Genomic DNA, 23,535 nt, shown 5'->3' with positions numbered 1-23,535 from the left:
GGCGGCATCGTCGACAAGTTCATCGGCGATGCGGTGATGGCGGTCTGGGGTGCGATCAAGCGCGACGAGAATCATGCAGCCAATGCCTGCCGCGCCGTCGACGATATCTGCCGGGCCCTGGCCGCCGACAATGCCCGTCGCGCCATGCTCGGCAAGGTGATCTTGCGCATGCGGCTGGGCCTGCATTCGGGCCCGGTGGTGGTCGGCAATATCGGGGCGCCCGGCCGCATCAATTACACCGTCGTGGGTGATACCGTGAATACCGCCCAGCGCCTCGAACAGCTTGGCCACGACCATCAGCTGGCTGCCGAGCAGTTCATCGCGCTCGCCAGCGCCGAAACCGTGGCCGCAGCCGGCCTCGACCCGAAACCGCCGCGGATCGGCGATATTCCCGTGAAGGGCCGGGCCGGAACGGTAGAGGTGTATCGCCTCGACCGGCCGCAAAAGTCCGTTACTTTGTTGCCGGGTTAACCCGGCGTTTACTGAATCCCTGCTTGAGTCCGCTCCGGTCAGACGGGGCGATATGGTCAATATTCTGGGCATCGGCACGGCAACAACGCCTGTGGGCGGCCAGCCCGATTCCGTCTCCGAAACCGCCCAGCGCAAGCGTCAGACCACCCCCACCAACCGGTTCCGCACCGACGAAGGCGCCGACCAGGCCCCCACAAAGGGCGGCTTGCTGCAAAAAACCCGGCAGACCGGCCAGGCTGCCGGTGCGGCCATCAGCGAGCTGGTGCGCCGCCGGACCGACCGGGGCGAGCCGGCCGAAGCCGGCATCGAGATTCCCCCCCATCTGGAACGCCGCCGCGCCTGGCGCGAGGCTTTCGGCCTGAACACCTGGCATACTCAGCAGATCGCCCAGTCGGACGAGGTTCCGCTGAGCGACGAAGCCAGGGCGGGCGCCATCCAGGCCTACCGCAGCGGCGGCCGGCGCGGCCGCATCGACCTCGACCTTGCGCAGCAAGTCAGCGTGACCGTATAAAGGCCGCTTTCCTGCCTTCCAGCGGTTTTCTGCCGGGTTTTTCACATGTCTTCTGAACCTGCCGATCTGTTGATCATCGGCGGCGGCGTAAACGGGACCGGCATCGCCCGCGATGCCGCCGGCCGTGGCCTCAGCATCATTCTGGCCGAACGCGGCGACCTCGCCGGTGCCACCTCGTCTGCCGCCACCAAGCTCATCCATGGCGGCCTGCGCTATCTTGAGCATTACGAATTCCGTCTGGTGCGCGAAGCCCTGGGCGAGCGCGAAGTGCTGATGAAGATGGCGCCGCATATCATCTGGCCGCTGCGCTTCGTGCTGCCGCATCATCCGGGCCTGCGCCCGGCCTGGATGATCCGCATCGGCCTGTTTCTTTACGATCATCTCGCCGGCCGCCAGACCCTGCCCGGTTCGATCGGTGTGGATTTCACGCAGGGTGATCCGCGCGGCCGCCCACTGAAAGACGACTTCAAACGCGGCTTTGAATATTCCGATTGCTGGGTGGATGACTCGCGCTTTGTGGTGCTGAACGCCATGGATGCCCGGCGCATGGGCAGCCGGATCTACACCCGCACGGCCCTCACTGCCGCCCGCCGCGAGGGCAACCTGTGGCATGCCACGCTGACCGACCAGTTGAGCGGCGCATCCCGCGAGGTCACGGCACGCGGTATCATCAATGCCGGCGGCCCCTGGGTGCGCGACACGCTCACCGGCGCTTTCGGCCAGAACCCGAAAAACAGCGTGCGCCTGATCAAGGGCAGCCACATCGTTACCAGAAAGCTGTTCGACGGCGATCACTGCTACATCTTCCAGAATGCCGACAACCGCATCATCTTCGCGATCCCCTACGAGCGCGACTTCACGCTTGTTGGCACAACAGACATACAGCTGGACAAGCTGGATGGCCCGCCCCGCATCAGCGAGGAAGAAACCACCTACCTGCTGGAAGCCGCCAGCGAGTATTTCAGACAGCCGGTGACGCGCGATCAGATCGTCTGGTCCTATGCCGGCGTGCGACCGCTGTATGACGATGGCGACAGCGATCCGTCCGCCATCACGCGTGACTATGTGCTCGACCTGGAAGGCAAGCCCGGTGAGCCGCCGTTGCTGTCGGTCTATGGCGGCAAGCTGACCACCTCGCGCCGTCTGGCCGAGCAGGTGCTGGAAAAGCTGGCGCCGTTCTATCCGCAGATGGGCAAGCCCTGGTCGGGCAGCAAGCCGCTGCCGGGTGGCGATCTCGGCGCACCCGGCTTCGAGACCTTTCTGGCCGAGCTGAAGCACAAGTATCCCGGCCTTGATCCAGCCTGGCTGACGCGCCTGGCACGCCGGCATGGCAGTGCCGTGCATGAGATTCTGGGCGACGCGCAATGGGCCACCGATCTGGGTGAAAGCTTCGGCGGCGGGCTTTATGCGCGCGAGGTCGACTATCTGATGCGCCATGAATGGGCACGCGAGGCCGATGACGTGCTGTGGCGCCGCACCAAATGCGGCCTCTGGGTCAGCGCCACCGACCGCGAGCGGCTCGCCAACTGGATGGCGCAGCATCGCCCCAACATGGAACAGACATGAAAATCGCTATTGTCGGCGCCGGTGCCATCGGCGGCTATTTCGGCGGCCTGCTGGCCCGCGCCGGCCATGACGTGACGCTGATCGCCCGTGGCGCCCATCGCGATGCCATCCGCGCCAACGGCCTGACGGTGGAAAGCAAGGACGAACGTTTCACCACGCATCCGGCCTGCACCGAAAACCCCGCCGAGGCCGGTGCACAGGATCTGGTGATCCTCAGTCTGAAAGCGCCGGCGGTGCCCGATATGGCTGAAAAAATGCTGCCGCTGTTCGGGCCCGATACGGCGATGATCACGGCGATGAACGGCGTGCCCTACTGGTATTTCTACAAGCATGGCGGTCCGCTGGATGGCTATCGCATCGCCTCGGTCGATCCCGGCGACAAGCAGTGGACTCTGATCGGCCCGCAGCGCGCCATCGGCAGCGTGGTCTGGGTCGCCGGCGCGATCGCCGCGCCCGGCGTGATCCATCACAGCGGCGGCAATCGCCTGCCGCTCGGCGAACCCGATGGCAGCCGTTCGGAGCGTGTGCAGCGCTTCAGCGCGGCGCTGAGCGCAGCCGGCATCGATGCGCCGGTGCATGACAATATTCGCCAGGAAATCTGGACCAAGCTGTGGGGCAACCTCTCCTACAACCCGGTCAGCGTGCTGACCCATGGCACCCTGGAGGGCCTGTCGCGCGACCCCGATGCCCGCCGCGTGCTGGGTGCCATGATGGAAGAGTCGAAGCTGGTCGGTGAAAGACTGGGGATCGATTTCCCTGTCACATCGGAACAGCGCATGGCTATGGCTGAAAAGGTCGGGCCGCATAAGTCCTCGATGCTGCAGGATCTCGAAGGTGGTCGGCCGATGGAAATCGGCGGTCTGATCGGCGTGATCGCGGAATTGGCCCGCAAGCTGGACATCCCGACGCCAACCATCGATACCGTGCTGGCATTGCTGAAAACCCGCGCCCGTGTGGCCGGCACCTATAAGGATTGAAACACCGATGAGCTTCGACTGGCGCCGCCTTTCCCCGGACGATCTCGAAGCCCAGTTCAATCCGCGCATGGCGGTACCGGACTTCCAGCAGCATTTCGATGCCTATGTCGAGCGATCGGCCGCGGCCCGCATCGCCATCGGCGGTGATTACGATCTGCGTTACGGCCCTGGCCCGCTGCAGACCTACGACCTGCACAAGCCGAAGACTCCGCAGGCAGACGCGCCACTGGTGGTGCTGATCCATGGCGGCTACTGGCGCGGGCTCGACAAGAACACCATGACCTTCGCCATCCCGCCCTATATCGAGCGTGGCGCCGTGGTGGTGAACCTGAATTACGATCTCTGCCCGCAGGTATCGCTGGATGCCATCGTGCGCGAGATGCAGGAAGCCCTGGTGCATGTTGCCTCCAGGGCTGCTGACTGGGGCGCCGATCCAGCCAAAATTCATGTGATCGGTCATTCGGCCGGCGCGCATCTGGCCGCCATGATGGTGGCCGCGCCCTGGCCAGCCGATCTGGGCCTGCAGCCGGTGGTCGCATCGCTGGGCCTGATCAGCGGCGTGTATTCCCTGGAACCGGTGCTGCATATCAGCGTGAACGACAGCATCCGGCTCGATGGCGCCATGGCGGCGCGCAACAGCGTCACGAACTTTCCGCCGAAGCTGAAGGGCCCGGTGCTGGTGTCCTGCGGCGATGCCGAACCGGATGCCTGGCAGGCGCAGAGCGTGGAGTTCCATCAGGCCTGCCGCAATGCCGGAACCCGCACGGATTTCATCCGCATGGCCGGCGGCAATCATTTCACCATCAAGTTCGCCGCTGCCGATCCGACCCATCCGCTCGGCGCCGCCCTGCTGCGGCAATGCGGCTTGCGCTGAACGATCAGCGCGTCAGCTGCTCGTAGACCGCGCGCGCGACCGGCAACAGCGCCTCGCGGCCGCTTTCTCCGGTGAGCGCATAGCCGAAACCGCCATCGACCCAGTAAAAGGCCGCCGCATGGCCCTCGCCGGCAAAGCGGAAGGACGTATCGCTGCCGCCCTCGCCAGATCGCACATACAGTGTCAGCCGCTGGCCCTGGCGATTTTCGTACATGAATTGCGCGGCAGCATTGTTGCCGCTCGACGCCGGCAGCAGGCGACCGCCGACCAGGCCATAGCCCTGCGTCGCCAGGCTCGGCACCTTCAGCGCGGTACCGACGCGCTTGGACAGCCAGGCGACCAGATGCGGCTCTTCCTTGGCGGTCACCTCGACGGGATGCAGCACTTCCTTGCTGTAAACCAGATGCGCCCGCGTAGCTTCCTGCGGCAGCGCCGCCACCACGGGCGCCGGCATCATCGCGCCACGACCGAACCAGCCGGCCCCGGCGCTCACCACGACAATCGCCAGGACGGCGGCGATACGCAAGGCCGGCATCCAGACCGATGGGCGCTGTGCGGCAAACAGCGCCATCATCGCCGCCGGCACCGGTTCATCCAGGCCTGGTGCGAAATGGCTGCGCAGCGCCTCCGTCTGGGCCTGCCAGGCCGCCACCTTGGCCGCATCCTCGGGATGCAGGGCCAGATGCGCCTCGATATCGGCGCGCCGTTCGGGCGGCAGCCGATCATCGACATAAGCCAGAAGCTCGGCCTCGGTGACCATGGTCGCCGGACTGCCGCTCATTTTACCCTCCTCAAATGCGACCGCCCGCCTTCATTCACGGACGGTGGTTCGCCATCGGTCAACTGCCGCAGGCGCTCGCGTGCCCGTGCCAGCCGCGACATCACGGTGCCCAGCGGAATGGCCTGCACGCGCGCGGCCTCTTCGTAACTCAGCCCCTCGACCGCGACCAGCAGCAGCAGGGCGCGCTGCTCGTCGGGCAGCAGGGCAAGGGCCGCATCAAGGTCGCGCAGTTCCAGTTTTTCCCACTGTCCGCCGCTTTCGGACGGTCCCTCGCCCGCATCGTCCAGCGGGCGGTTATCCGGCCGCGCCCAGTCGCGCTGTTGCCGGCTGCGCCAGCGGTTATGCAGGATGGCAAACAGCCAGGGCCGCAGGGCGTCGGCATCGCCGCGCCGCGTTGCCCAGGCGCCAAGCGCGCGGGCGATGCAGTCCTGCACCAGATCATCGGCCGCATCGCGCTCGCGGGTCAGCGTCAGGGCAAAGCGCCGCAGCCGCGGAATCTCGGCTTCGATCGGATGCGGTTGGCGGCGGAACTGCATGGCGGCAATACAGGGCTGGCAGGCGGCAGCGACAGCCGCCGCCCGACCATACCCGCCCAATTACGGCTTGGCGACGTGCCAGGCCCCGTTCAGGAAGCCGTCACCGGTGGTATCGCCCGGCTTGGTGTCCTTGGCCCAGCCATAGAGCGGCTTGCCCTTGTAGGCCCACTGCTTCGAGCCATCGTCGCGGGTGATCACGCTCCAGTCGCCCTTCGCCATGTCGCCGGCGGTCGCCACCAGCGGCGGCCAGTTGGTGGCGCAGGGACCGTTACAGACCGATTTGCCCGGCATCGTATCGCGGTCGAAGGTATAGAGCGTCATACGCTTGGCATCGACCAGCACGGACCCCAGGGCGGTATTGCCGGGCACGGCCGGTGCGGTGGTCTGGGTGGCGCAGGCAGCGAGGCCTAGCGTCAGAACACCTGCAAGAAACAGGTTGCGCATCATCATGGAATTCCCTTTCCGGTCTGCGGGCGGCCCCGGCCGCACCTGACAGTGAGACCCATGGCAGGCGGTTTTATTCCCCCGTTCAGGAAATCGTGAACAAGAAATCCACGCTTGCCGGGGCTGCCGGCCGGACCTACCATCCAGCATATGCGGCTGTTGGCGACACTTGCGCTGCTCCCCCTGCTCCTGGCCCTCCCGGCCCAGGCGCAGACGGTGGTGGATACCCTGTTCGAGAAACTGCAGGAAACCCAGAATCCGATCGAAGCCAAGCAGCTCGAGCGCAAGATCTGGGAAGCCTGGGGCAAGTCCGAATCCGATACGCTGGATGCGCTGATGCAGGGCGGCATCGCCGTCATGGAAAAAGGCGACTATCCCCGCGCTGCACAGATTTTCACCAGCATGATCGAGCTGAAGCCCGATTTCGCCGAAGCCTACAACAAGCGCGCCACCGTGCGCTTCATGGCCGGCGACTATCCCGGCTCGGTGGCCGATATCGAGCGCACACTGAAACTGGAGCCGCGTCATTTCGGCGCGCTCTCGGGCCTGGGCCTCATCATGGAGCGGCTCGACAATCTCGACGAAGCGCTGCGCGCCTATCGCCGCGCGCTGGCCGCCAATCCGCATCTGGCCGATGCGCCGGACAAGCTGAAAGAGTTGCGGCGCCGCATCGACGCCAAGGAACTCTGAGCCTCTACTTCTGGAAGATGAAGAAGACGGCGCCGATCAGGCAGGCAAAGGCGGCGAAGTAGTTCCAGCGCAGCCCCTCACCTAGATAGAACACGGCAAACAGCGCGAAGACACCCAGCGTGATCACCTCCTGCACGACTTTCAGCTGGGCGGCATTAAAGGTGCCGCTGGCATAGCCGATGCGGTTCGCCGGCACCGCCAGGCAGTATTCGAAGAAGGCGATGCCCCAGGAGATCAGCACCACCTTCCACAGCACCTGTTCCGGGTATCTCAGGTGCCAGTACCAGGCAAAGGTCATCAGCACGTTGGAGCCGATCAGCATCAGGATCGTGGTCATGCGGCCTCGGTCGGGGAATAGAGGGAAACCGATCCCTATATCGCCTCGACCCGTGCGATGCGCAACACATTGGTGTTGCCCGGCGTCCCAAACGGCACGCCGGCGGTGACCACCAGGCTGTCGCCCGGCCGGGCCAGCTCGATGGTACGGGCAATCGTCGCGGCCTTGGCGATCATGTCGGAAAAGTTGATCGCATCCGGCGCCACCACGGCATTGACGCCCCAGGCGATGCTCAGGCGTCGCGCCGTCTCGATCAGCGGGGTCAGGCACAGGATCGGCGAGCGCGGCCGTTCGCGGGCGGCGCGCAGGGCGGTCGAGCCCGACATCGTATAGGTGACGATGGCGGCTGCACCGATGGTTTCCGCCACCTGCCGTGCCGCCGCGGTAATCGCATCGGAGGGCGTGTTTTCCGGGTTGTTGTGTTCGGCATCCATGATGCCGCGATAGAGCGGGTCGCGTTCCACCTGTTCGGCGATGCTGTTCATGGTGCGCACCGCCTCGATCGGATAATCGCCCGAGGCCGATTCCGCCGACAGCATGATCGCATCGGCGCCGTCATAGACTGCGGTGGCAACATCGGAAACTTCCGCCCGGGTCGGCACCGGCGCCTTGATCATGCTTTCCAGCATCTGGGTGGCGACCACGACGGGCTTGCCGGCGCGGCGCGCGGCACGCACGATCTTCTTCTGCAATCCCGGCACCGCCTGCAGCGGCATTTCGACGCCCAGATCACCGCGCGCGACCATAATGGCATCACTGAGCGCCACGATCTCGTCCAGCGTATCCACGGCGGAGGGCTTTTCGATCTTGGCCAGCAGCGCCGCGCGCCCGTTGATCAGCGCACGCGCTTCGCGCAGGTCGTCCGGGCGCTGCACGAAGCTCAGTCCGACCCAGTCGACGCCATGGGCGAGCGCAAAGGACAGGTCGGCGCGGTCTTTCGGCGTCAGCGCCGACAGCGGCACCACCGTATTCGGCAGGTTGACGCCCTTGCGGTCCGACAGCCGCCCGCCGACCAGCACTTCGGTCATCGCCCAGGCCGCATGCACCTCGGTGACGCGCAGGCGGATCTTGCCGTCGTCCAGCAGCAGCTCGGTGCCGGGCGTCAGGCTGCCGAGCACTTCCGGATGCGGCAGCTGCACGCCCGACACATCGCCGGCGGTGGCATTGAGGTCGAGGCGGAACCGGTTGCCCGGAATCAGGTCGATGGCGCCGTCCCGGAAGCTGCCGATGCGCAGTTTCGGGCCCTGGAGATCGGCCAGCAGGCCGATCGGGTGGTTGAGCTGCTGCTCGAGCGCGCGTACGGTGCGGATGCGCTCGAGATGGTCGTCATGGCTGCCATGGCTGAAATTGAGGCGGAACACATCGGCGCCGGCCTCGAACAGGGCCCGGATCCGGTCCGGCCCGCTGGAGGCCGGCCCCAGCGTGGCGACGATCTTGACGTTGCGTTCCCTATGCATACTCCCCCCGGGTGGCTGGTCCCATCTTAGTCACCGCGGGGGGCCGACTGCGACGAAAATATTAGGGATCAAGCGGTTGCGTTTTTTGCTGCATTTGCGAAAAAGGCGCCGCCTTTTGCAAATCTACGAGTCCGAAGGACCGCACCATGGATATCGCCCGCATCGGGGTGGGTAAAAGCCCGCCCTACGACATCAACGCCGTGATCGAGATCCCGGCCGGTGGCGTGCCGGTCAAATACGAGCTGGACAAGGATTCCGGCGCGCTGTTTGTCGACCGTTTCCTGCACACCGCGATGTTCTACCCGGCCAACTATGGCTTCATCCCGCATACGCTGGGCGGCGACGGCGACCCCTGCGACATCCTGGTGGTGAGCCATGTGCCGGTGGTGGCCGGGGCGGTGATCCGCTCACGCCCGATCGGCGCGCTGAAGATGGAAGACGAGGCCGGCGGCGACGAGAAGATCATCGCCGTGCCGGTCGACAAGCTGCACCCCTTCTACACCAACGTGGCGAGCTACACCGACCTGCCCGCCAGCCTGATCGAGCAGATCGAGCATTTCTTCGTCCACTACAAGGACCTGGAAAAGGGCAAGTTCGTCAAATCGGCCGGCTGGGTCGGTCCCGACGAGGCGGCCAAGATGATCACCGAAGGCATCGTGCGGGCGGCCGGGATCAAGTAACCCGATCCAAAATTAATCCGTAATCGGAGCGGCGACCGGGCAACGGTCGCCGTTTTCGTTTGGGTCCGTTCGGGTTCGTTGCGGTTCGTTCAGGTCCGTTCGGGTTCGTTCAGGTTCGTCTGGGTCCGTTCAGGTCCGTTCAGGTTCGTTCGGGTTCGTTGCGGTCCGTTCGGGTTCGCCGCCGCCCGCACGTTGCGCCCGCCAGCGCCGCTGCAACCGCACCGGATGTAGGGCCGCGCCGGCCCGGTTCAAGGGCCGGACATAACCAACCTTTAATGTCGCCTTCACGCAAAAAAGACTCTCCCCGCTGCGCAACTCAGCGCAGAATATCCCCACCTTCCGCCCGCCTCGATCAGCGTCCGTCCTTCCCACTTCGGGAGATTTCCATGGACCAGCTTGTGCGTCTTGCCCCCATCGGCCTCTGCGCCGATCCCTTCGCCCCCACCGATGCCGATGGCGTGCCCAAGGCGCTGCGGCCGGAGGTCGACAGCCTGAGCGATCCGCTGCTGCGCGAGGGCCTGGAGTGGTGGCGCGGGTTGAGCGGACCGGCCGACGACGACGGCCATCACAGCCTGCCCGACCGCAGCCGCATCGAGGCACCGGCGATCAAGACGCTGCTGCCCAACACCATGCTGTGGGATGTGAGCGAGGACCGCCATGGCGGGCTGCAGTTCCGCTGCCGGCTGGCCGGCACATTGCTGGTGGAGATGCTGGGCCAGGAGGTGACCGGGCGCTGGCTGCATGAGCTGTTCGGCGAGGAGACCGCCTGCATGCATCGCGAGCTGGGCGCCGTGGTGCGCATGCGGCGGCCGTATTATTCCGTGCACCAGATGAGCTGGGCGGGCAAACCCTATTACCGCTATTGCCGCCTGATGCTGCCGTTTACCCATCATGCCCGCCACCTGCCGGGCGACGACCCGCAGCGCGTGGCCCTGCTGTGCAACCTGGTGAGCTTCATCGGCGCATGACCGCGGCAGGAGACGAACTACAGCGCAGCCCCTTGCCCCGCGCACCAGCATCGCCGGATACCCGACCCGGCCTCGACCTGTCGCGGCTGCAGGATGCACGGCTGTTGCGCGCGCGCGCCTGGTGGCAGGGCCTGGCCGACGAGGCCGGCACCGCCCTGCCCGACCGCAGCCAGCTGGAACCGGCGACGATCCGCGACCTGCTGCCCTATGCCATCCTGTGGGACGTGGTGCCCCAGCCCGACGACAGCCATCGCTTCCGCTGCCGCCTGGCCGGCACCATGCTGGACGAGATGCGCGGCCGCCCGCCGCGCGGCCAGTGGCTGCATGAACGCTTCACCGCCGACACGCTGCCCGAGGCCCAGGCCGACCATGAGGCGGTGGTGCAGCTGGCGCAGCCGCTGCTGTTCGAGCGCAGCATGCGCTGGGTCGACAAGCCCTATTACAAATTCCGCCGCCTGATGCTGCCGTTTACCCATCGCGCGGCGGCGGAGCGCTGCGACGACCCGCTGCTGGCCGACCCCGCGCGCGTGGCCATGCTGTTCAGCGTGGTGAGCTTCATCGACGCCTGAGGGTGTGGCGCGAGAGTGCGGTGGAATAAGGCCTGCATCCGGATAGAAAAGCCGTCATCACCGGGCTTGTCCCGGTGATCCATCTGCGCGGTCCGATGCGCGGATGGCCGGGATGGACCCTTGGGACAAGCCCAAGGGTGACGATGGGAACAGACCGCAGGGCGCAGTGCGCAGACCTGCATCCGGATAGAAAAGTCGTCATCACCGGGCTTGTCCCGGTGATCCATCTGCGCGGTCCGATGCGCGGAAGCCTGGGATGGACCCTCGGGACAAGCCCAAGGGTGACGATGGGAACAGACCGCAGGGCGCAGTGCGGCATCCTGATAAAAAGCCGTCATCACCGGGCTTGTCCCGGTGATCCATCTGCGCGGTCCGATGCGCGGATGGTGGGGATGGACCCTCGGAACAAGTCCGAGGGTGACGGTGGAAACAAACGGCGGAACGCGCGTCAGCGCGCATCCTGCAGCAGCATCTCGGCGCCTTTTTCGGCGATCATCAGCGTCGGCGAGGCGGTGTTCCCCGAGGTGATCAGCGGCATGGCCGACGCATCGATCACGCGCAGGCCTTCAATGCCGCGCACGCGGAGCCGCCCATCCAGCACCGCCATCGGGTCGCTGTCGATGCCCATCTTCGCCGTGCTGACCGGATGGAAAATGGTGGCGCCGATCTGGCCCGCCGCCACGCGCATGTCGGCTTCGGTGCGCACCTCGGCGCCCGGCAGGTATTCCTCCGGCCGGTAGCGCGCCAGGGCCGGTGCCTGCGCCAGCCGGCGGGTCAGCTTCAAGCTGTCAATCGCCACCTGCATGTCGGCTTCGGTGCTGAGATAGTTCGGCTGGATCGCCGGCGCATCCTTGGCATTGGCCGATTTGATCCGCACAGAGCCACGCGATGTGGGGCGCAGGTTGCAGATGCTGGCGGTAAAGGCCGGGAAGGGATGCAGCGGATCGCCGAACTTGTCCAGCGACAGCGGCTGGATATGGAATTCGACATTCGGCGTGGCATGCTCATCCGAGGATCGCGTGAACATCCCGAAGGTGGAGGGCGCCATGGTGAGCGCGCCGCGCCGGCGCAGCATGTAATCCGCGCCCATCAGCGCGCGGCCGAACCAGCCGGCATCGTTGATGGTGCGCACGCCGTTGACCTTGTAGATCAGGCGCAGCTGCAGGTGATCCTGCAGGTTCTCGCCCACGCCGGGCAGGTCATGCACCAGAGCGATGCCATGGTCGCGCAGCAGCGCGGCGGGACCGATGCCGCTGAGCTGCAGAATCTGCGGCGAGCCGATGGCGCCGGCGGCGAGGATCACCTCGCCGCGCGCTTCGGCCAGGAATGTCTCGCCGCCCTGGCTGTAGACCACGCCGGTGGCCTTGCGGCCTTCGAGCGAGACCCGTTCAACATGAACCTGCGTGCGCAGCTCAAGATTGGGGCGATGCAGCACGGGCTTGAGGAAGCCGGTGGCGGCCGACCAGCGTTTGCCGCGCTTCTGGTTGACCTGGAAATAGCCCGAGCCTTCGTTGGTGCCGAGATTGAAATCGGCGACACGCGGAATGCCGATCTCGGCACCGGCAGCGGCGACCGCATCGATCAGGTCCCAGCGCACGCGGGCATTTTCCACCCGCCATTCGCCGCCGGCATTATGCAGCTCGGATTTGCCCTGCTCATGATCCTCGTGGCGCAGGAAATACGGCAGCACATCATCCCAGCCCCAGCCGGTGAGGCCCATCTGCGCCCAGGTGTCGTAATCCTGCACCTGGCCGCGCATGTAGACCATGGCGTTGATCGCGGTGCAGCCGCCGATCACCTTGCCGCGCGCATAGCCGATGCTGCGCCCGTTCAGCCCCGGCACCGGCTCGGTTTTGTAGCACCAGTCAGCGCGCGGATTGCCGATGGCGAACAGATAGCCGATGGGAATGTGAAACCAGATCCAGTCATCCTTGCCGCCGGCCTCCAGCAGCAGGACGCGGGTGGCGGGATTGGCCGAGAGCCGGTTGGCGAGCAGCGACCCGGCAGTGCCGCCGCCGACGATGATGTAGTCGAACTGGCCGGCAGGTTTAATATTGTTTATTGACTCAGGCATGCGCTTCCCCCGTAATTTGGGAACTTACGCTGCAAGTTAAAAATGGCAATAGCTACCAGCAAGCTTTTATAGCCAGGTCATTTTCAATGAAAAGAAACAAACAAAACAAACTAGAACGGTGGGAAGTTTCGATCATCAAGGCGATGATTGATGAGAACAACCTAAACGACCAAGACATACTTGCTTACTTTACACGCCCAACACGTTCTATCAATCACGGGCGGATAAAGGAAATTAGATCAGGCGAGAAGCACAAGAATGTGGCTGCCGCCAGCTCGGAAGAGCTGGAAAATTTCCGCGCATCTTGGCCTCAAATAGACTTTTCCACGGGATTACATATCCGGGGAGATGAACTCCTCATTAAATCACGAGAAGCGATGCTTCACGCAGTCCAGAGCTATAACAGTCCAAAAACATACTTCAAATCTGAAATCTTTATTGTCACCGCCGTAATTGCATGGACCTACTTACTTCACTGGCATTACAAGCAAATTGGTATTGACTATAGGCACATGAAGAAGGGCACCAATGAGCCCCTCAAGACAAAACACGGAGCAGACAAACATTGGGAATTAGAAGCCTGCTTGAGCTCTGACAAGTGCCCTTTAGATGAAGCTACAAGTTCAAATTTAAAGTTTATTATTGAAGTTAGGCATGAAATCGAACATCAAATGACTCAAAGGATTGATTCTTCAATTAGTGCAAAACTGCAAGCGTGCTGCTTGAACTTCAACACTTACTACAAGAATCTTGTTGGCGACCGATATGGATTAGAATCAGATTTCGGCGTCGCCTTACAGTTTTCCGCCATCGAGACAGAACAACGCAATCTCCTCCTAAAGGAAACTAACCTTCCAAAAAATTTCTTGGCGGCCCAACAGGCGTTTGAAGACAGAATTCAAGATTCTATTCTTAGTGATAGCAGATACTCATACAGAGTTGCCTTAATCCAGAAAACCGCGAATACAAGAGGTAAAGCCGATCAATTGGTAGAGTTTGTTAAAGCTGACACCACAGAGGGGCAGGACATTCAGAGAATTCTTCTTAAAGAAACCGAGAAGAAAAAATACAAACCCAAAGAGATAATAAAAATTATTCGAAGTGATGGTTACAAGAAATTCTCAATGCAAGACCACACCGAGCTCTGGCAAGAATTGGGCGCTCGCAATGCAAAACACGCATATGGCGTATTTTTGCGAGACAAAGACTGGTGGTGGTATGAAAACTGGCTTGAAAGAGTTCGCTTGTTCTGCAGTGAAAATGCTGATCGCTTTAAATAAGCTATAATTAATTATTCAGCGCGACTGCATACTCAGAACTCAGCGTCCACTAGAAATCGTATCCGTCGAGATGGCCAATAACGTCTAGTACATCGCTGTTCTCATCACATCTGTGTCAGCTTGCTGACGATTCTACCCAGTCATGCTAGCACTCTCGGGCCTCACACTCCTGGAGTTCGCCATGCCCTTCATCGTCTACGCCAAGGACAAACCCGGCAGCAGCCTGCGTGCCCAATGGCGCGCGGCGCATCTGGAGTTTGTCACCACCTGTCGCGAGGTTTTCAAATACGGCGGGCCGCTGATCGACGCGAGTGGCGCGGTGGTGGGCAGCATCATGGTGCTGGACCTGCCGGATCGTGGCGCGCTGGACGCGCATATGGCGCGCGATCCGTATTTCCGCGAAGCGATCTTTGCCAGCGTGGAGATTTTCGAGAGCCGGCAGATCGTGCCCGAACTGGTGCCCGGCAGCCTGGATGCCGAACTGGCGAAGCAAAAGGCGGCGACGGCTTAAGACTAGTCGTCTTCCCCTGCCGGGCCGTGGCGGGCTTCCCACCAGCGCTTGAGCAGATAGCCGCCGATCCCGGCAAGGACGCCACCAAGGCCGCCGAGAAACCATTTCCATTCCGCCCGCCACAGTTCGAGCAGGTCCCACCAGTAATTCACCTCGACGGTGATTTCCCGGCGCAGCACCGGCTGCGAGATCAGCTCTTCGCGCCCGGCTGTCTGCACGCGCACAAACACCTGCAGCCACAGCATCTGCTTCTCGCCGGCCTGTAGCGGCAAAACGCGGAACAGCCATTCACCCATACCGCCCGGCGGAATCGCGCGGTCCTGCGGCTCATCGGGCGTAATGCGGAAGGCCTCGCCACCATCGAGCTGCACGCGCATGAAATCGCCGACCTGGATCGTTTCGGTGATCGGCTGACCGCGCCCGGCCATGCGGTCGGCCAGATGCTGCGCCACCTCGTCGCGACCGATCCGGATGGTGATGGCTTCCTCCACGCCCACGCGCATTTTCGCCGGCGGATTGTAGGCGATGCGCCCCTCTGTCATGCGGCCAGCCTCGGCACGCAATGCCTGATAGGCGATCTCGGCCGGCGTGGCCGGCGGCGGCGCAGGCGCCGCCGCGCCCACCGGTGCCGGAGAGGCGCGCTCGAGTTTCAGCGCCAGCTGCGGCGCCAGCCAGACTGCCAGCAGCGCCAGCAGTGTCAGCAACCCAACGATGATGAGTGTTGTCCTCGACATGCCCTGCCCCCACATGGCCGCCACGGCTGGCAAGACTACGCCCATCGGCCCGGGCGCCACCAGTGCAATCTGGTGCCCTGCCCACGCACTGCATGCTTGTGTAATCGGGCGCAGTCGAAGAGCGCTACAGCGCCTGCCCCGCCGCGAAGCCTGAACTCCACGCCCACTGGAAATTGAAGCCGCCGAGATGGCCGGTGACATCCACCGCCTCGCCGATCACATGGAGCCTGGGCACGGCCTTGGCCTCCATGGTCTGCGACGACAGGCCCGCCGTGTCGATGCCGCCGAGCGTGACTTCGGCCTTGGCATAGCCTTCGCTGCCCATGGGCGTCAGCGCCCAGCGCTGCGCCAGATCGGCCACGTTGCGCAGCCGCGCATCGGGCAGGTCGGCCAGCCGGCCTTCGGCAAAGCCGATTTCACTGAGCCGTTTTGCCAGCCGCGTCGGCAGGTGCAGCGAGAGCTGCGTGGCGATGTCCTGCTTCGGATGCGCCGCCTTTGCCGCCTTGAGCGCCAGGAACAGATCGTCGAGGCCCGGGCAGAGGTTGAGCATGATGGGCTTCTCCCGCGCGCCCTGCTCCCAGTAGCTGGAGATCTGCAGGATCGCCGGGCCGCTGAGGCCGCGATGGGTGAACAGCACCGCCTCGCGGAAGCGCTGCTTGCCATAGCTCACGATGGCATCGGGCACCGCCACGCCGGCGAGATCGGCATAGCGCGCCGCATCCGATCCGGAAAAGGTGAGCGGCACCAGCGCCGGCTTGGGCGCGATCACGCTGAGGCCGAACTGCTGCGCCAGATCATAGGCAAAGCCGGTGGCGCCCATTTTCGGGATGCTGGGCCCGCCGGTGGCGAGCACCAGGCGGGCGGAGTCATACGCGCCCCGGTCGGTGCTGACGCGGAAGCCGCTGGCGGTTTTCTCCACCGCGGTGATTTTGGTGTCGAGCTGGATGGTGGCGTCTTTTGCCTCGTCCAGCAGCAGCTGCACGATCTGGCGCGACGAGCCGTCGCAGAACAGCTGGCCCAGCGTTTTCTCATGCCAGGCGATGCCGTGTTTCTCCACCAGGGTGATGAAATCGTGGCAAGTGTAGCGTTTCAGCGCCGATTTGGCGAAATGCGGGTTGGCCGAGAGGAAGTCGGCCGAGGTGACATGCAGGTTGGTGAAGTTGCAGCGCCCGCCGCCGGAGATGCGGATCTTCTCGCCGGGGTTTGCTGCGTGATCCAGCACCAGCACGCGCTTGCCGCGCCCTGCTGCGATGCCGGCGCAGAACAGCCCGGCGCCGCCGGCGCCCAGGATGATCGCGTCATAAGGGGGAGAGGTCATGGGGTGGTTATAACGGAGGCACTGGTTCTATTCATACCGTCATCCCCGGGCTTGTCCCGGGGATCCATCTGCGCGTTCCGATACACGGAGGGTTGGGATGGACCCTCGGGACAAGCCCGAGGGTGACGGTTTTTGGAGTGGCTAGGATGACGGTTTCTGAAGTGACGATGGTGGGGCGGTGAAATGTGGGCAAGCGGGCGGCGCTTAAAACTTCCGCGCCGCCACGATCAGCGCGTCGATGCTGGTCTCGCCCAGGGACCGCATCGCCTCCAGCCGGTGCAGGCCGGCGATCAGCACATAGCGCTTTTCCTTCTCGTCCTTGCGCACCTGGATCGGGATTTTCAGCCCGCCATCGCCGACGATCTCATCGGCCAGCGCCGCCACCTTGGCCGCATCCAGCGTGCCCTTGAATTTCGCCGGCACGTAAATCTCGGCCAGCTTGACCGGTATGGGTTTCATCATGGCGCGGCATCCTCGTCGCTGTAGCTGATCTCCAGCACTTCGATCTGTTCCGGCCCGTGCGGCGTGCGCAGCTCGACGATATCGCCCACGCGCGCCTTCATCAGCGCGCGCGCCACCGGCGCGATCCAGCTCACCTCGCCCTGCTCCAGCCGCGCCTCGTCGATGCCGACGATGCGCACGGTGCGCTCCTGGCCGTTATGCTCATAGGTCACCGTGGCGCCGAAAAACACCTGCGCGCGGTTTTTCTGCAATTTGGGATCGACCGGTTCGGCGATCTCCAGCCTTTTCAGCAGGAAGCGGACGCGGCGGTCGATCTCGCGCAGGCGCTTCTTGCCATAGAGATAGTCGCCATTCTCCGAGCGGTCGCCGTTGCCGGCCGCCCAGGACACGATCTCGACCACCTTGGGCCGCTCGACGGATTTGAGCTGGCGCAGCTCGTCCTGCAGGCGGCGCAGGCCGGCCGGCGTGATGTAGTTTTTCGCCCCGGCCGGAATCGGCGGCGCGGCGTCTTCCAGGTCGTCCTCGACCTCGGGGGCATCCGACTCTTTGGTGAAGGCCTTGCTCATGGCGTCCTTTTAGCATGCATGGCATAAAGCGGCCATGACGAGCGTTTACGTGGATGCCGATGCCTGTCCGGTCAAGGACGAGGTCTATCGCGTGGCCGAGCGCCATGGCGTGGCCGTGGTGGTGGTGGCCAACAGCTATATCCGCATCCCGCGCAGCGACCTGGTGCGGCTGGAGGTGGTGGCCGAGGGGCTGGACAAGGCCGATGACTGGATCGCCGAGCATGCCACGCCGGCCGATGTGGTGGTCACCGCCGATGTGCCGCTGGCGGCGCGCTGCGTGAAGGCCGGCGCGCTGGTGCTGGGGCCCAATGGCCGGGCGTTTTCCGCCGCCTCGATCGGCATGGACCTGGCGACGCGCAACCTGATGACCGAGCTGCGCGATGCCAATCCGACCGGGCGTGTTGGTGGCGGGCCGAAGCCGTTTTCACCGAAGGACCGCTCGGCCTTCCTGCAGGCGCTGCATGACGCCGTGCTCAGGCTGAAACGGGCTTAGCCGACGCGCTCCAGCGACTTGATCGGCCCGCGCGGGCGGCCCGACTTCTCGGCGATGTCGCGGTCCTGCGCCTCGATGAAGGCGCGGGCGACATCCTGCTCGTCATCGAACTGGCCGAACTTGTCGACCGGCACCTTGCGGTTCGAGGTCTGGGCGCCATCCTGGTAGGTGACGTTGAACATCGCGAAGGCGGAATTGGGATTGAATTTTTTCTTGGCCATGGGGAGGCACTCCGGGGCTTTTACGCGAAACCGACTCTAGCTCTGGTCCGGCTCGTCAACGATGTCGCCATCTTCCGGCGGCAGGCCGGCGGCCTTGCGGCGTTCGGATTCCTCCTGCCGGCGCTGCAGCTTTTCCTGCTTCTTCTGTTCCTTGGCGCGGGTGCGTTCGGCGCGCTGCTGGTTGTAATTCGGCTTGAACGCCATGGCGCCCTCCTGACCCCGATCTGAGGGGGTCTAGATAAAAACGAAGGGGCGCCCGTTGCCGGACGCCCCCCGATACCTTGCGGCCTGTTGGCTCAGAGAGCCTTCAGGTTCACCGCCGAGGTCTTGCCGCGCTTCGGGTCGCGCTGTTCCTCGAAGGAGACCTTCTGGCCTTCATTCAGGGTGCTCAGACCAGCGCGCTCGACAGCGGAGATGTGGACGAAAACGTCCGCGCCGCCAGCTTCCGGCTGGATGAAACCGTAACCCTTGGTGCCGTTAAACCACTTCACAGTGCCGTTGGCCATGTGTGTATTCCTCGTCTCAGATGGTAGCAGCGACGCACTCATGTGCGACGCATCAGACTATGTCCAGGGGCTTGTGGTCTGGACACCCATCGAAGACGAAGGGGTAACAGGCCGGCAGTCCGTAGTAGAATGACGCCCCTAACATAGGGAGTTTTGCCATTCCTGCAAGGCCGGCGGGTCGGAAAGACGCCGCAGCCCTGGCATAAGTCGACCAAGTATAACGCAAAACTGCCCTCCCGGTTCCCCGGCTGCGACCCTGACACAGACGGATTTCATCCCGATTGCGATTGATTCACACCGGACCCGGGGGTAATCAGGCGGCTCCGGAGCGGAAGACCAAGCAAAAATGACCGCCGACCTGCCCCAACCCGAGAGCGCCGCCCTGCGGCAGCTGCATACGATCCTGTTCGACCTCTGGCGCTTCGGCAGCAACGCGCTGGTCGGCTGGCGGCCGTCGCGGCTCGGCATCGAGATCATCACCCTGCCCAAGGTGCGGCTGTTCACCGATCATGGCCGGCATCTGCCGGTATTTGCCGAGGGCAGCCTGATGGAGGGCGGCAAGCTGGACGAGGCCGCCCGCCTGCTGGAGGTGCAGCCGGTCGAGCTGCGGCTGGAGACGCCGATCGGGTCCGGGCCCGGCGAGATCGCTCCGGCGCTGGTCGAGCGCATGTTCCGGCTGTTCACCGTGACCAAGACGCTGCATCGCGCCGTGCTGCTGCTGGATATCGTCGGCTTCTCCAAGGCGGGCCCGGAGGAGCAGGCCGCCCAGCTCACCACGCTGGAATTCTCGCTCAACCTGGCCGAGGAGATGGCGCGCGGCCATGGCCTGGGCGTCAGCTTCGGCCGCACCACCACCGGCGACGGCTTCTATGTCTGGAACGAGCGCTCAGGCCTGCGCGCCGATATCGACTTCTTCTGCGCAGTGGCGATTTTCCAGATCCTGTTCGCCGCGCTGCGGCGCACCGCCACCACGGCCGCCACCGTGCCGGTGCTGCGGCTGGTCCTGAGTATCGGCAGCCATTTCCTCTACCACCAGCCGCGCAAGGACGGCAGCGATGGCGGCGCCTTCATCGTCGGCGATGTCACCATCAAGGTGGCGCGCCTGATCGGCACCGCGGCACCGGATCAGATGCTGATCGGCGATTTCGAGCGCCCGCTGGGCCTGGGCCACAAGAGCTGCAACACCGAGACCTTCCTGAGCGCGGTGAGCGAGCGGCTGGCGAACCTGAAAGACCTGCGCGTGCTGGGCTATCGCATCGACCGCATCAGCTTCTACCTCACCGGTCCGCGCGAGAGCGATGGCCGCCATCTGCCGATGCTGATCCGCATCACCGACAAGCATGGCTTCGAGCATGGCTGCTACAATGCCAAGCTCAACGCCTTTGCCGAACAGGGCGAGCCCTATTACTGCGGGCTGCAGCACGCCGATCTGGACACCCGCTAGCGCCGGCAGGCGGCGAGGTCGAAGCCATCCAGCCGGGCGCCATCGAGCGCAGCGCCGGTGAAATCGGTGGCGAGATGCCGGCCGCTGAAATCGCCGTTGCCATGATAGATCGGCAGGCGGCCAGGATTGGCGCCGCGCAGATCGGCCCAGCGCAGATTGGCCTCGATGAAACGCAGGCCGGCGATACGGGCCTCGGCGAAGCTGGCGCCGGCAAGATTGGCGCGCAGGAAACTGGCGAGCAGCAGGCTGGCGCGGTCGAAGCGGCAGCCGCGCAGGTCGCAGTCGCTGAAATCGGCGCCATCCAGCTCCAGGCCGGAGAAGTCATGATAGGGGAAGCCCTGACCGGCCAGGCTGAGCTGGCGGCCGGAGGCACCATCGGACTGCATCCAGGCGCGATGCTGCGCAATCGCCGCCGCCAGATCCGGCGCGAAATCCAGCGTCGTGACCAGCCGTTCGGTGGTCTGGAAGCCAGCCGCATCGGTGCCGCGAATCACCGTATCGGTGAAATCGGCGCCGGCAGCACTCACCTGCTCCACCGTGGCATTGACGATCTGCGCGCCGCTCAGATTCGCGCCGGTCAGCCGCGTGCCGACCAGCTTGGAATCGCTTAAATTCGCGCCGCTCAGATTGGCGTAGGACAGATCCGCATCGCGCAGGTTACTGCCGAAGAAATTCGCGCCCGACAGATCGGCGCCGACCAGCGAGGCACCGCTGAGATCGACGCCGGAAAACTGGGCGCGCGAGGCGGTGGCATATTCCAGCAGGCAGTTGCTGAGATCGGACACATCGATGCCGGCGCGAATCTGGGAGCCGGCCTCTGCGCCGTCCCGATGCTGGCTGGGCCGCATCATCACGCCACCGCGGAAATCGGCCTCGACCAGCACGGTGTTGTTGAGATTGGCGCCGCGCAGCGTGGTGCCGCGCAGGATCGCGCGTGTCAGGTTGGCGCTCCGCAGGTCGGCCTGGGCCAGGTCGGCGCCGAACAGGTCGGCCTCGGCCAGATCGGCGCGCGACAGCCGGGCCGAACGCAGGTTGCTGCCGGCCAGCCTGGCGCGCTGCATGGCGCGGCCCTCGAAATTGGCGTTTTCGAGGTCGCGATGCGCCAGATCGAGAATACCGGCCGCAAGGCTGCCCGGATCCCATGTCAGAGGATCATGGGAGGCGAGCGGGATGCGATTATGGGTAGCGGTGTTCATGGCATTGCGATTTTTGCGGGCGCCTGTTTACCACATCCCGTTCGCATACAAAGGATTCTCTTTTATAGCGGTTCAAAAATGAAACCGGCCCGAATCGTGAGATCCGGGCCGGTTGGGATTGTCTGAATACAATTTTCGCAGGGCGCTACAGCGCTTTGGGGTCAGAGCCCCTTGACGATGTCCTCGACCATCTTCTTGGCGTCGGCCAATAACATCATCGTGTTGTCCTTGTAGAACAGCCCGTTGTCGATACCCGCGTAACCCGACGCCATCGAGCGCTTCACGAACAGCACGGTCTTGGCCTTGTCGACATCGAGAATCGGCATGCCGTAGATCGGGCTCTTGGGGTCGTCGCGCGCGGCGGGGTTGGTGACGTCGTTGGCGCCGATGACGAAAGCGACATCGGCGGTCTGGAATTCGGAGTTGATCTCCTCCAGCTCGAACACCTCGTCATAGGAGACATTGGCTTCGGCCAGCAGCACGTTCATATGGCCGGGCATACGGCCAGCCACCGGATGGATGGCGTATTTGACCTCGACGCCCTCTTCCTTCAGCCGGTCGCCCATTTCACGCAGCGCATGCTGGGCCTGCGACACCGCCATGCCGTAGCCCGGCACGATGATGACCTTGCCGGCATTCTTCATGATGAAGGCCGCGTCGTCGGCCGAGCCCTTCTTGTAGGGACGATCCACCTTTTCGCCACCGGCGGCAGCCGAGGTGTCGCCACCGAAGCCGCCGAGGATGACGTTGAACAGCGAGCGGTTCATGCCCTTGCACATGATGTAGGACAGGATCGCGCCGGACGAACCGACCAGCGCGCCGGTGACGATCAGTGCCGGGTTCTGCAGGGTGAAGCCGATGCCGGCCGCGGCCCAGCCGGAATAGCTGTTCAGCATCGACACGACGACGGGCATGTCGGCGCCGCCAATCGGGATGATGATGGTGAAGCCGACGATCAGCGCCAGCACGGTGACAGCCCAGAACAGTTCGCGGCTGGGCGCCATGCAGAAGGCGACGACCAGAGCGAGGATGGCGAGACCGATCAGGGCATTGAGGAAATGCTGGCCCTTGAAGATCACCGGGCTGCCCGAAACCAGGCCCTGCAGCTTGGCAAAGGCCACCAGCGAACCGGAGAAGGTGATGATACCGATCACCACGCCAAGCGACATTTCGATGCGCGCCGCCACCGTGAGCTGGCCGGCGGCATTGAGGATGCCGTAGGGCGCGGGATTGTAGAAGGCGGCCGCCGCCACCAGCACGGCGGCGAGGCCGACCAGGCTGTGCATGGCGGCAACCAGCTGCGGCATCGCCGTCATCTGGATGCGCCGCGCCAGCACGGTGCCGACGCCGCCACCGATCACGAGCGCGACCAGCACCCAGACGATGGAGCCCGACAGGTCGCCGAGATTGGCAATCGTGGTGACCACGGCGATGGCCATGCCGGTCATGCCGTAGAAGTTGCCCTTGCGGCTGGTCTCGGGCGAGGAAAGCCCGCGCAGCGCCAGGATGAACAGGATGGAGCTGACGAGATAGAGCAGCGCAGTCAGTTGGATCGGCATGGCGCGGCCCTCACTTCTTTTCTTTTTTCTTGTACATCGCCAGCATGCGCTGCGTGACGAGGAAGCCGCCGAAGATATTCACGGCGGCCAGCGCGATGGCAAGCAGGCCGAAAATCTTGGACGCATCGAAGGTGGCCGAGGCACCGGCGGCGATCAGCGCACCGACAATGATGACCGACGAGATCGCGTTGGTGACGCTCATCAGCGGCGTATGCAGGGCCGGCGTCACGCTCCAGACCACGTAATAGCCGACGAAGCAGGCCAGCGCGAAGACCGTGAGCAGCGAGAAGAAGGAATATACCTCACCCAT

General features: G+C 64.1%; 28 protein-coding genes and 1 pseudogene. 13 read left to right on the top strand and 16 right to left on the bottom strand.

Annotation, left to right across the window (positions count from 1 at the left end; translation table 11 throughout):
• The 5 genes from AAG799_RS01250 to AAG799_RS01230 form a co-directional block, all read left to right on the top strand.
• Window positions 1–471, top strand: a 471-nt coding sequence (locus AAG799_RS01250) for an adenylate/guanylate cyclase domain-containing protein (RefSeq protein ID WP_341893966.1), incomplete at its 5' end; no start/stop codon positions are given.
• Between the two features lie 52 nt (window positions 472–523).
• On the top strand, window positions 524–982 hold the full coding sequence (locus AAG799_RS01245; protein WP_341893965.1) for a hypothetical protein: 459 nt from the start codon (window positions 524–526) through the stop codon (window positions 980–982).
• 45 nt (window positions 983–1,027) lie between these two features.
• Window positions 1,028–2,548 (top strand): glycerol-3-phosphate dehydrogenase, encoded by a 1,521-nt coding sequence (gene glpD, locus AAG799_RS01240; RefSeq protein WP_341893964.1) that lies wholly within the window; start codon window positions 1,028–1,030, stop codon window positions 2,546–2,548.
• Window positions 2,545–3,525 carry a 2-dehydropantoate 2-reductase gene (locus AAG799_RS01235; protein ID WP_341893963.1) on the top strand — a complete coding sequence of 327 codons (981 nt, stop codon included), beginning with the start codon at window positions 2,545–2,547 and terminating at the stop codon, window positions 3,523–3,525. Before glpD ends, AAG799_RS01235 begins: the two co-directional genes overlap by 4 nt.
• 7 nt (window positions 3,526–3,532) lie before the next feature.
• Window positions 3,533–4,399 (top strand): alpha/beta hydrolase, encoded by an 867-nt coding sequence (locus AAG799_RS01230; RefSeq protein WP_341893962.1) that lies wholly within the window; start codon window positions 3,533–3,535, stop codon window positions 4,397–4,399.
• A gap of 4 nt (window positions 4,400–4,403) precedes the next feature.
• Here the strand turns inward: AAG799_RS01230 and AAG799_RS01225 are convergent, their stop codons facing one another.
• Genes AAG799_RS01225 through AAG799_RS01215 form a run of 3 tightly spaced genes read right to left on the bottom strand, consistent with a single transcriptional unit; the run spans window position 4,404 to window position 6,166 of the window.
• On the bottom strand, window positions 4,404–5,180 hold the full coding sequence (locus tag AAG799_RS01225) for an anti-sigma factor (RefSeq protein ID WP_341893961.1): 777 nt from the start codon (window positions 5,178–5,180) through the stop codon (window positions 4,404–4,406).
• Window positions 5,177–5,716: a sigma-70 family RNA polymerase sigma factor gene (locus tag AAG799_RS01220; RefSeq protein WP_341893960.1), complete on the bottom strand. Its 540-nt coding sequence runs from the start codon at window positions 5,714–5,716 to the stop codon at window positions 5,177–5,179. Before AAG799_RS01220 ends, AAG799_RS01225 begins: the two co-directional genes overlap by 4 nt.
• 60 nt (window positions 5,717–5,776) lie before the next feature.
• A complete protein-coding gene (locus tag AAG799_RS01215; protein WP_341893959.1) occupies window positions 5,777–6,166 on the bottom strand; it encodes a hypothetical protein in 390 nt (129 codons plus the stop codon).
• 153 nt (window positions 6,167–6,319) lie between these two features.
• Here AAG799_RS01215 and AAG799_RS01210 point away from each other — a divergent pair, with 153 nt between their 5' ends.
• Window positions 6,320–6,850 carry a tetratricopeptide repeat protein gene (locus AAG799_RS01210; protein ID WP_341893958.1) on the top strand — a complete coding sequence of 177 codons (531 nt, stop codon included), beginning with the start codon at window positions 6,320–6,322 and terminating at the stop codon, window positions 6,848–6,850.
• A gap of 4 nt (window positions 6,851–6,854) precedes the next feature.
• Here the strand turns inward: AAG799_RS01210 and AAG799_RS01205 are convergent, their stop codons facing one another.
• Both AAG799_RS01205 and pyk read right to left on the bottom strand, forming a co-directional pair.
• Window positions 6,855–7,187: a DMT family protein gene (locus tag AAG799_RS01205; protein ID WP_341893957.1), complete on the bottom strand. Its 333-nt coding sequence runs from the start codon at window positions 7,185–7,187 to the stop codon at window positions 6,855–6,857.
• A 35-nt stretch (window positions 7,188–7,222) separates the two neighbouring features.
• Window positions 7,223–8,644, bottom strand: a complete 1,422-nt coding sequence (pyk, locus tag AAG799_RS01200) for a pyruvate kinase (protein ID WP_341893956.1) — start codon at window positions 8,642–8,644, stop codon at window positions 7,223–7,225.
• A 146-nt stretch (window positions 8,645–8,790) separates the two neighbouring features.
• Between pyk and ppa the strand changes: the two genes are divergently transcribed.
• The 3 genes from ppa (at window position 8,791) to AAG799_RS01185 (ending at window position 10,861) form a co-directional block, all read left to right on the top strand.
• Window positions 8,791–9,324, top strand: coding sequence for an inorganic diphosphatase (ppa, locus tag AAG799_RS01195; protein ID WP_341893955.1), 534 nt, complete (start codon window positions 8,791–8,793; stop codon window positions 9,322–9,324).
• Between the two features lie 386 nt (window positions 9,325–9,710).
• The gene (locus AAG799_RS01190) at window positions 9,711–10,292 is read left to right on the top strand and encodes a PAS domain-containing protein (protein WP_341893954.1); all 582 of its coding nucleotides are present in this window, start codon (window positions 9,711–9,713) and stop codon (window positions 10,290–10,292) included.
• Window positions 10,289–10,861, top strand: a complete 573-nt coding sequence (locus AAG799_RS01185; protein ID WP_341893953.1) for a PAS domain-containing protein — start codon at window positions 10,289–10,291, stop codon at window positions 10,859–10,861. The genes AAG799_RS01190 and AAG799_RS01185 overlap by 4 nt, the downstream gene beginning before the upstream one ends.
• Before the next feature lie 448 nt (window positions 10,862–11,309).
• Here AAG799_RS01185 and AAG799_RS01180 read toward each other — a convergent pair whose 3' ends face one another.
• The gene (locus AAG799_RS01180) at window positions 11,310–12,935 is read right to left on the bottom strand and encodes a GMC family oxidoreductase N-terminal domain-containing protein (RefSeq protein WP_341893952.1); all 1,626 of its coding nucleotides are present in this window, start codon (window positions 12,933–12,935) and stop codon (window positions 11,310–11,312) included.
• A gap of 86 nt (window positions 12,936–13,021) precedes the next feature.
• Here AAG799_RS01180 and AAG799_RS01175 point away from each other — a divergent pair, with 86 nt between their 5' ends.
• Together AAG799_RS01175 and AAG799_RS01170 are read left to right on the top strand one after the other, a co-directional pair.
• Window positions 13,022–14,215 (top strand): DUF3644 domain-containing protein, encoded by a 1,194-nt coding sequence (locus AAG799_RS01175; protein ID WP_341893951.1) that lies wholly within the window; start codon window positions 13,022–13,024, stop codon window positions 14,213–14,215.
• A gap of 181 nt (window positions 14,216–14,396) precedes the next feature.
• Window positions 14,397–14,726, top strand: coding sequence for a YciI family protein (locus AAG799_RS01170; RefSeq protein WP_341893950.1), 330 nt, complete (start codon window positions 14,397–14,399; stop codon window positions 14,724–14,726).
• A 2-nt stretch (window positions 14,727–14,728) separates the two neighbouring features.
• On the opposite strand, the gene AAG799_RS01165 is transcribed toward AAG799_RS01170, so the two are convergent.
• From AAG799_RS01165 to greB, 4 genes are all read right to left on the bottom strand, one after another.
• The gene (locus tag AAG799_RS01165; protein WP_341893949.1) at window positions 14,729–15,460 is read right to left on the bottom strand and encodes a hypothetical protein; all 732 of its coding nucleotides are present in this window, start codon (window positions 15,458–15,460) and stop codon (window positions 14,729–14,731) included.
• Window positions 15,461–15,584: 124 nt separating this feature from the next.
• Window positions 15,585–16,778, bottom strand: coding sequence for an NAD(P)/FAD-dependent oxidoreductase (locus AAG799_RS01160; protein WP_341893948.1), 1,194 nt, complete (start codon window positions 16,776–16,778; stop codon window positions 15,585–15,587).
• Between the two features lie 204 nt (window positions 16,779–16,982).
• Window positions 16,983–17,240: a ParB N-terminal domain-containing protein gene (locus AAG799_RS01155; protein ID WP_341893947.1), complete on the bottom strand. Its 258-nt coding sequence runs from the start codon at window positions 17,238–17,240 to the stop codon at window positions 16,983–16,985.
• Window positions 17,237–17,806, bottom strand: a complete 570-nt coding sequence (greB, locus tag AAG799_RS01150) for a transcription elongation factor GreB (RefSeq protein ID WP_341893946.1) — start codon at window positions 17,804–17,806, stop codon at window positions 17,237–17,239. The genes AAG799_RS01155 and greB overlap by 4 nt, the downstream gene beginning before the upstream one ends.
• Window positions 17,807–17,840: 34 nt before the next feature.
• Here greB and AAG799_RS01145 point away from each other — a divergent pair, with 34 nt between their 5' ends.
• A complete protein-coding gene (locus AAG799_RS01145; RefSeq protein WP_341893945.1) occupies window positions 17,841–18,299 on the top strand; it encodes a YaiI/YqxD family protein in 459 nt (152 codons plus the stop codon).
• Here AAG799_RS01145 and AAG799_RS01140 read toward each other — a convergent pair.
• The 3 genes from AAG799_RS01140 to AAG799_RS01130 form a co-directional block, all read right to left on the bottom strand.
• On the bottom strand, window positions 18,296–18,520 hold the full coding sequence (locus AAG799_RS01140) for a hypothetical protein (RefSeq protein ID WP_341893944.1): 225 nt from the start codon (window positions 18,518–18,520) through the stop codon (window positions 18,296–18,298). The genes AAG799_RS01145 and AAG799_RS01140 overlap by 4 nt on opposite strands.
• 36 nt (window positions 18,521–18,556) lie before the next feature.
• Window positions 18,557–18,724 carry a hypothetical protein gene (locus tag AAG799_RS01135; RefSeq protein WP_341893943.1) on the bottom strand — a complete coding sequence of 56 codons (168 nt, stop codon included), beginning with the start codon at window positions 18,722–18,724 and terminating at the stop codon, window positions 18,557–18,559.
• Window positions 18,725–18,816: 92 nt separating this feature from the next.
• The gene (locus AAG799_RS01130) at window positions 18,817–19,026 is read right to left on the bottom strand and encodes a cold-shock protein (protein ID WP_341893942.1); all 210 of its coding nucleotides are present in this window, start codon (window positions 19,024–19,026) and stop codon (window positions 18,817–18,819) included.
• Between the two features lie 346 nt (window positions 19,027–19,372).
• On the opposite strand from AAG799_RS01130, the gene AAG799_RS01125 reads away from it, so the two are divergent.
• Window positions 19,373–20,470 (top strand): hypothetical protein, encoded by a 1,098-nt coding sequence (locus AAG799_RS01125; RefSeq protein ID WP_341893941.1) that lies wholly within the window; start codon window positions 19,373–19,375, stop codon window positions 20,468–20,470.
• Here AAG799_RS01125 and AAG799_RS01120 read toward each other — a convergent pair.
• From AAG799_RS01120 to AAG799_RS01110, 3 genes and pseudogenes are all read right to left on the bottom strand, one after another.
• Complete coding sequence (locus AAG799_RS01120) at window positions 20,467–21,666, bottom strand: pentapeptide repeat-containing protein (RefSeq protein WP_341893940.1); 1,200 nt, start codon at window positions 21,664–21,666, stop codon at window positions 20,467–20,469. The two genes, AAG799_RS01125 and AAG799_RS01120, sit on opposite strands and share 4 nt — an antisense overlap.
• Before the next feature lie 161 nt (window positions 21,667–21,827).
• Complete coding sequence (locus tag AAG799_RS01115; RefSeq protein ID WP_341893939.1) at window positions 21,828–23,225, bottom strand: NAD(P)(+) transhydrogenase (Re/Si-specific) subunit beta; 1,398 nt, start codon at window positions 23,223–23,225, stop codon at window positions 21,828–21,830.
• Window positions 23,226–23,235: 10 nt separating this feature from the next.
• Window positions 23,236–23,517: pseudogene (locus AAG799_RS01110) on the bottom strand (proton-translocating transhydrogenase family protein); the annotation flags it as partial.
• Window positions 23,518–23,535: the final 18 nt, after the last annotated feature.

Origin of the sequence: Ferrovibrio terrae (genome assembly GCF_943371255.1) — a bacterium.
Taxonomy (GTDB): Bacteria; Pseudomonadota; Alphaproteobacteria; order Ferrovibrionales; family Ferrovibrionaceae; genus Ferrovibrio; species Ferrovibrio terrae_B.
Note: the sequence above shows the minus strand (reverse complement) of the source record. Positions and strands in the feature narration are given on the sequence as shown.

Excerpts from the sequence above, each read along its gene's own strand:
- AAG799_RS01165 (WP_341893949.1), bottom strand. The coding sequence starts at position 15,460 with ATGTCGAGGACAACACTCATCATCGTTGGGTTGCTGACACTGCTGGCG.
- AAG799_RS01160 (WP_341893948.1), bottom strand. The coding sequence starts at position 16,778 with ATGACCTCTCCCCCTTATGACGCGATCATCCTGGGCGCCGGCGGCGCC.
- AAG799_RS01145 (WP_341893945.1), top strand. The coding sequence starts at position 17,841 with ATGACGAGCGTTTACGTGGATGCCGATGCCTGTCCGGTCAAGGACGAG.
- pyk (WP_341893956.1), bottom strand. The coding sequence starts at position 8,644 with ATGCATAGGGAACGCAACGTCAAGATCGTCGCCACGCTGGGGCCGGCC.
- AAG799_RS01130 (WP_341893942.1), bottom strand. The coding sequence starts at position 19,026 with ATGGCCAACGGCACTGTGAAGTGGTTTAACGGCACCAAGGGTTACGGT.
- AAG799_RS01155 (WP_341893947.1), bottom strand. The coding sequence starts at position 17,240 with ATGATGAAACCCATACCGGTCAAGCTGGCCGAGATTTACGTGCCGGCG.
- greB (WP_341893946.1), bottom strand. The coding sequence starts at position 17,806 with ATGAGCAAGGCCTTCACCAAAGAGTCGGATGCCCCCGAGGTCGAGGAC.
- AAG799_RS01115 (WP_341893939.1), bottom strand. The coding sequence starts at position 23,225 with ATGCCGATCCAACTGACTGCGCTGCTCTATCTCGTCAGCTCCATCCTG.
- AAG799_RS01190 (WP_341893954.1), top strand. The coding sequence starts at position 9,711 with ATGGACCAGCTTGTGCGTCTTGCCCCCATCGGCCTCTGCGCCGATCCC.
- AAG799_RS01235 (WP_341893963.1), top strand. The coding sequence starts at position 2,545 with ATGAAAATCGCTATTGTCGGCGCCGGTGCCATCGGCGGCTATTTCGGC.
- glpD (WP_341893964.1), top strand. The coding sequence starts at position 1,028 with ATGTCTTCTGAACCTGCCGATCTGTTGATCATCGGCGGCGGCGTAAAC.
- AAG799_RS01180 (WP_341893952.1), bottom strand. The coding sequence starts at position 12,935 with ATGCCTGAGTCAATAAACAATATTAAACCTGCCGGCCAGTTCGACTAC.
- AAG799_RS01225 (WP_341893961.1), bottom strand. The coding sequence starts at position 5,180 with ATGAGCGGCAGTCCGGCGACCATGGTCACCGAGGCCGAGCTTCTGGCT.
- AAG799_RS01140 (WP_341893944.1), bottom strand. The coding sequence starts at position 18,520 with ATGGCCAAGAAAAAATTCAATCCCAATTCCGCCTTCGCGATGTTCAAC.
- AAG799_RS01120 (WP_341893940.1), bottom strand. The coding sequence starts at position 21,666 with ATGAACACCGCTACCCATAATCGCATCCCGCTCGCCTCCCATGATCCT.
- ppa (WP_341893955.1), top strand. The coding sequence starts at position 8,791 with ATGGATATCGCCCGCATCGGGGTGGGTAAAAGCCCGCCCTACGACATC.
- AAG799_RS01205 (WP_341893957.1), bottom strand. The coding sequence starts at position 7,187 with ATGACCACGATCCTGATGCTGATCGGCTCCAACGTGCTGATGACCTTT.
- AAG799_RS01135 (WP_341893943.1), bottom strand. The coding sequence starts at position 18,724 with ATGGCGTTCAAGCCGAATTACAACCAGCAGCGCGCCGAACGCACCCGC.
- AAG799_RS01230 (WP_341893962.1), top strand. The coding sequence starts at position 3,533 with ATGAGCTTCGACTGGCGCCGCCTTTCCCCGGACGATCTCGAAGCCCAG.
- AAG799_RS01170 (WP_341893950.1), top strand. The coding sequence starts at position 14,397 with ATGCCCTTCATCGTCTACGCCAAGGACAAACCCGGCAGCAGCCTGCGT.
- AAG799_RS01175 (WP_341893951.1), top strand. The coding sequence starts at position 13,022 with ATGAAAAGAAACAAACAAAACAAACTAGAACGGTGGGAAGTTTCGATC.
- AAG799_RS01245 (WP_341893965.1), top strand. The coding sequence starts at position 524 with ATGGTCAATATTCTGGGCATCGGCACGGCAACAACGCCTGTGGGCGGC.
- AAG799_RS01185 (WP_341893953.1), top strand. The coding sequence starts at position 10,289 with ATGACCGCGGCAGGAGACGAACTACAGCGCAGCCCCTTGCCCCGCGCA.
- AAG799_RS01215 (WP_341893959.1), bottom strand. The coding sequence starts at position 6,166 with ATGATGATGCGCAACCTGTTTCTTGCAGGTGTTCTGACGCTAGGCCTC.
- AAG799_RS01125 (WP_341893941.1), top strand. The coding sequence starts at position 19,373 with ATGACCGCCGACCTGCCCCAACCCGAGAGCGCCGCCCTGCGGCAGCTG.
- AAG799_RS01220 (WP_341893960.1), bottom strand. The coding sequence starts at position 5,716 with ATGCAGTTCCGCCGCCAACCGCATCCGATCGAAGCCGAGATTCCGCGG.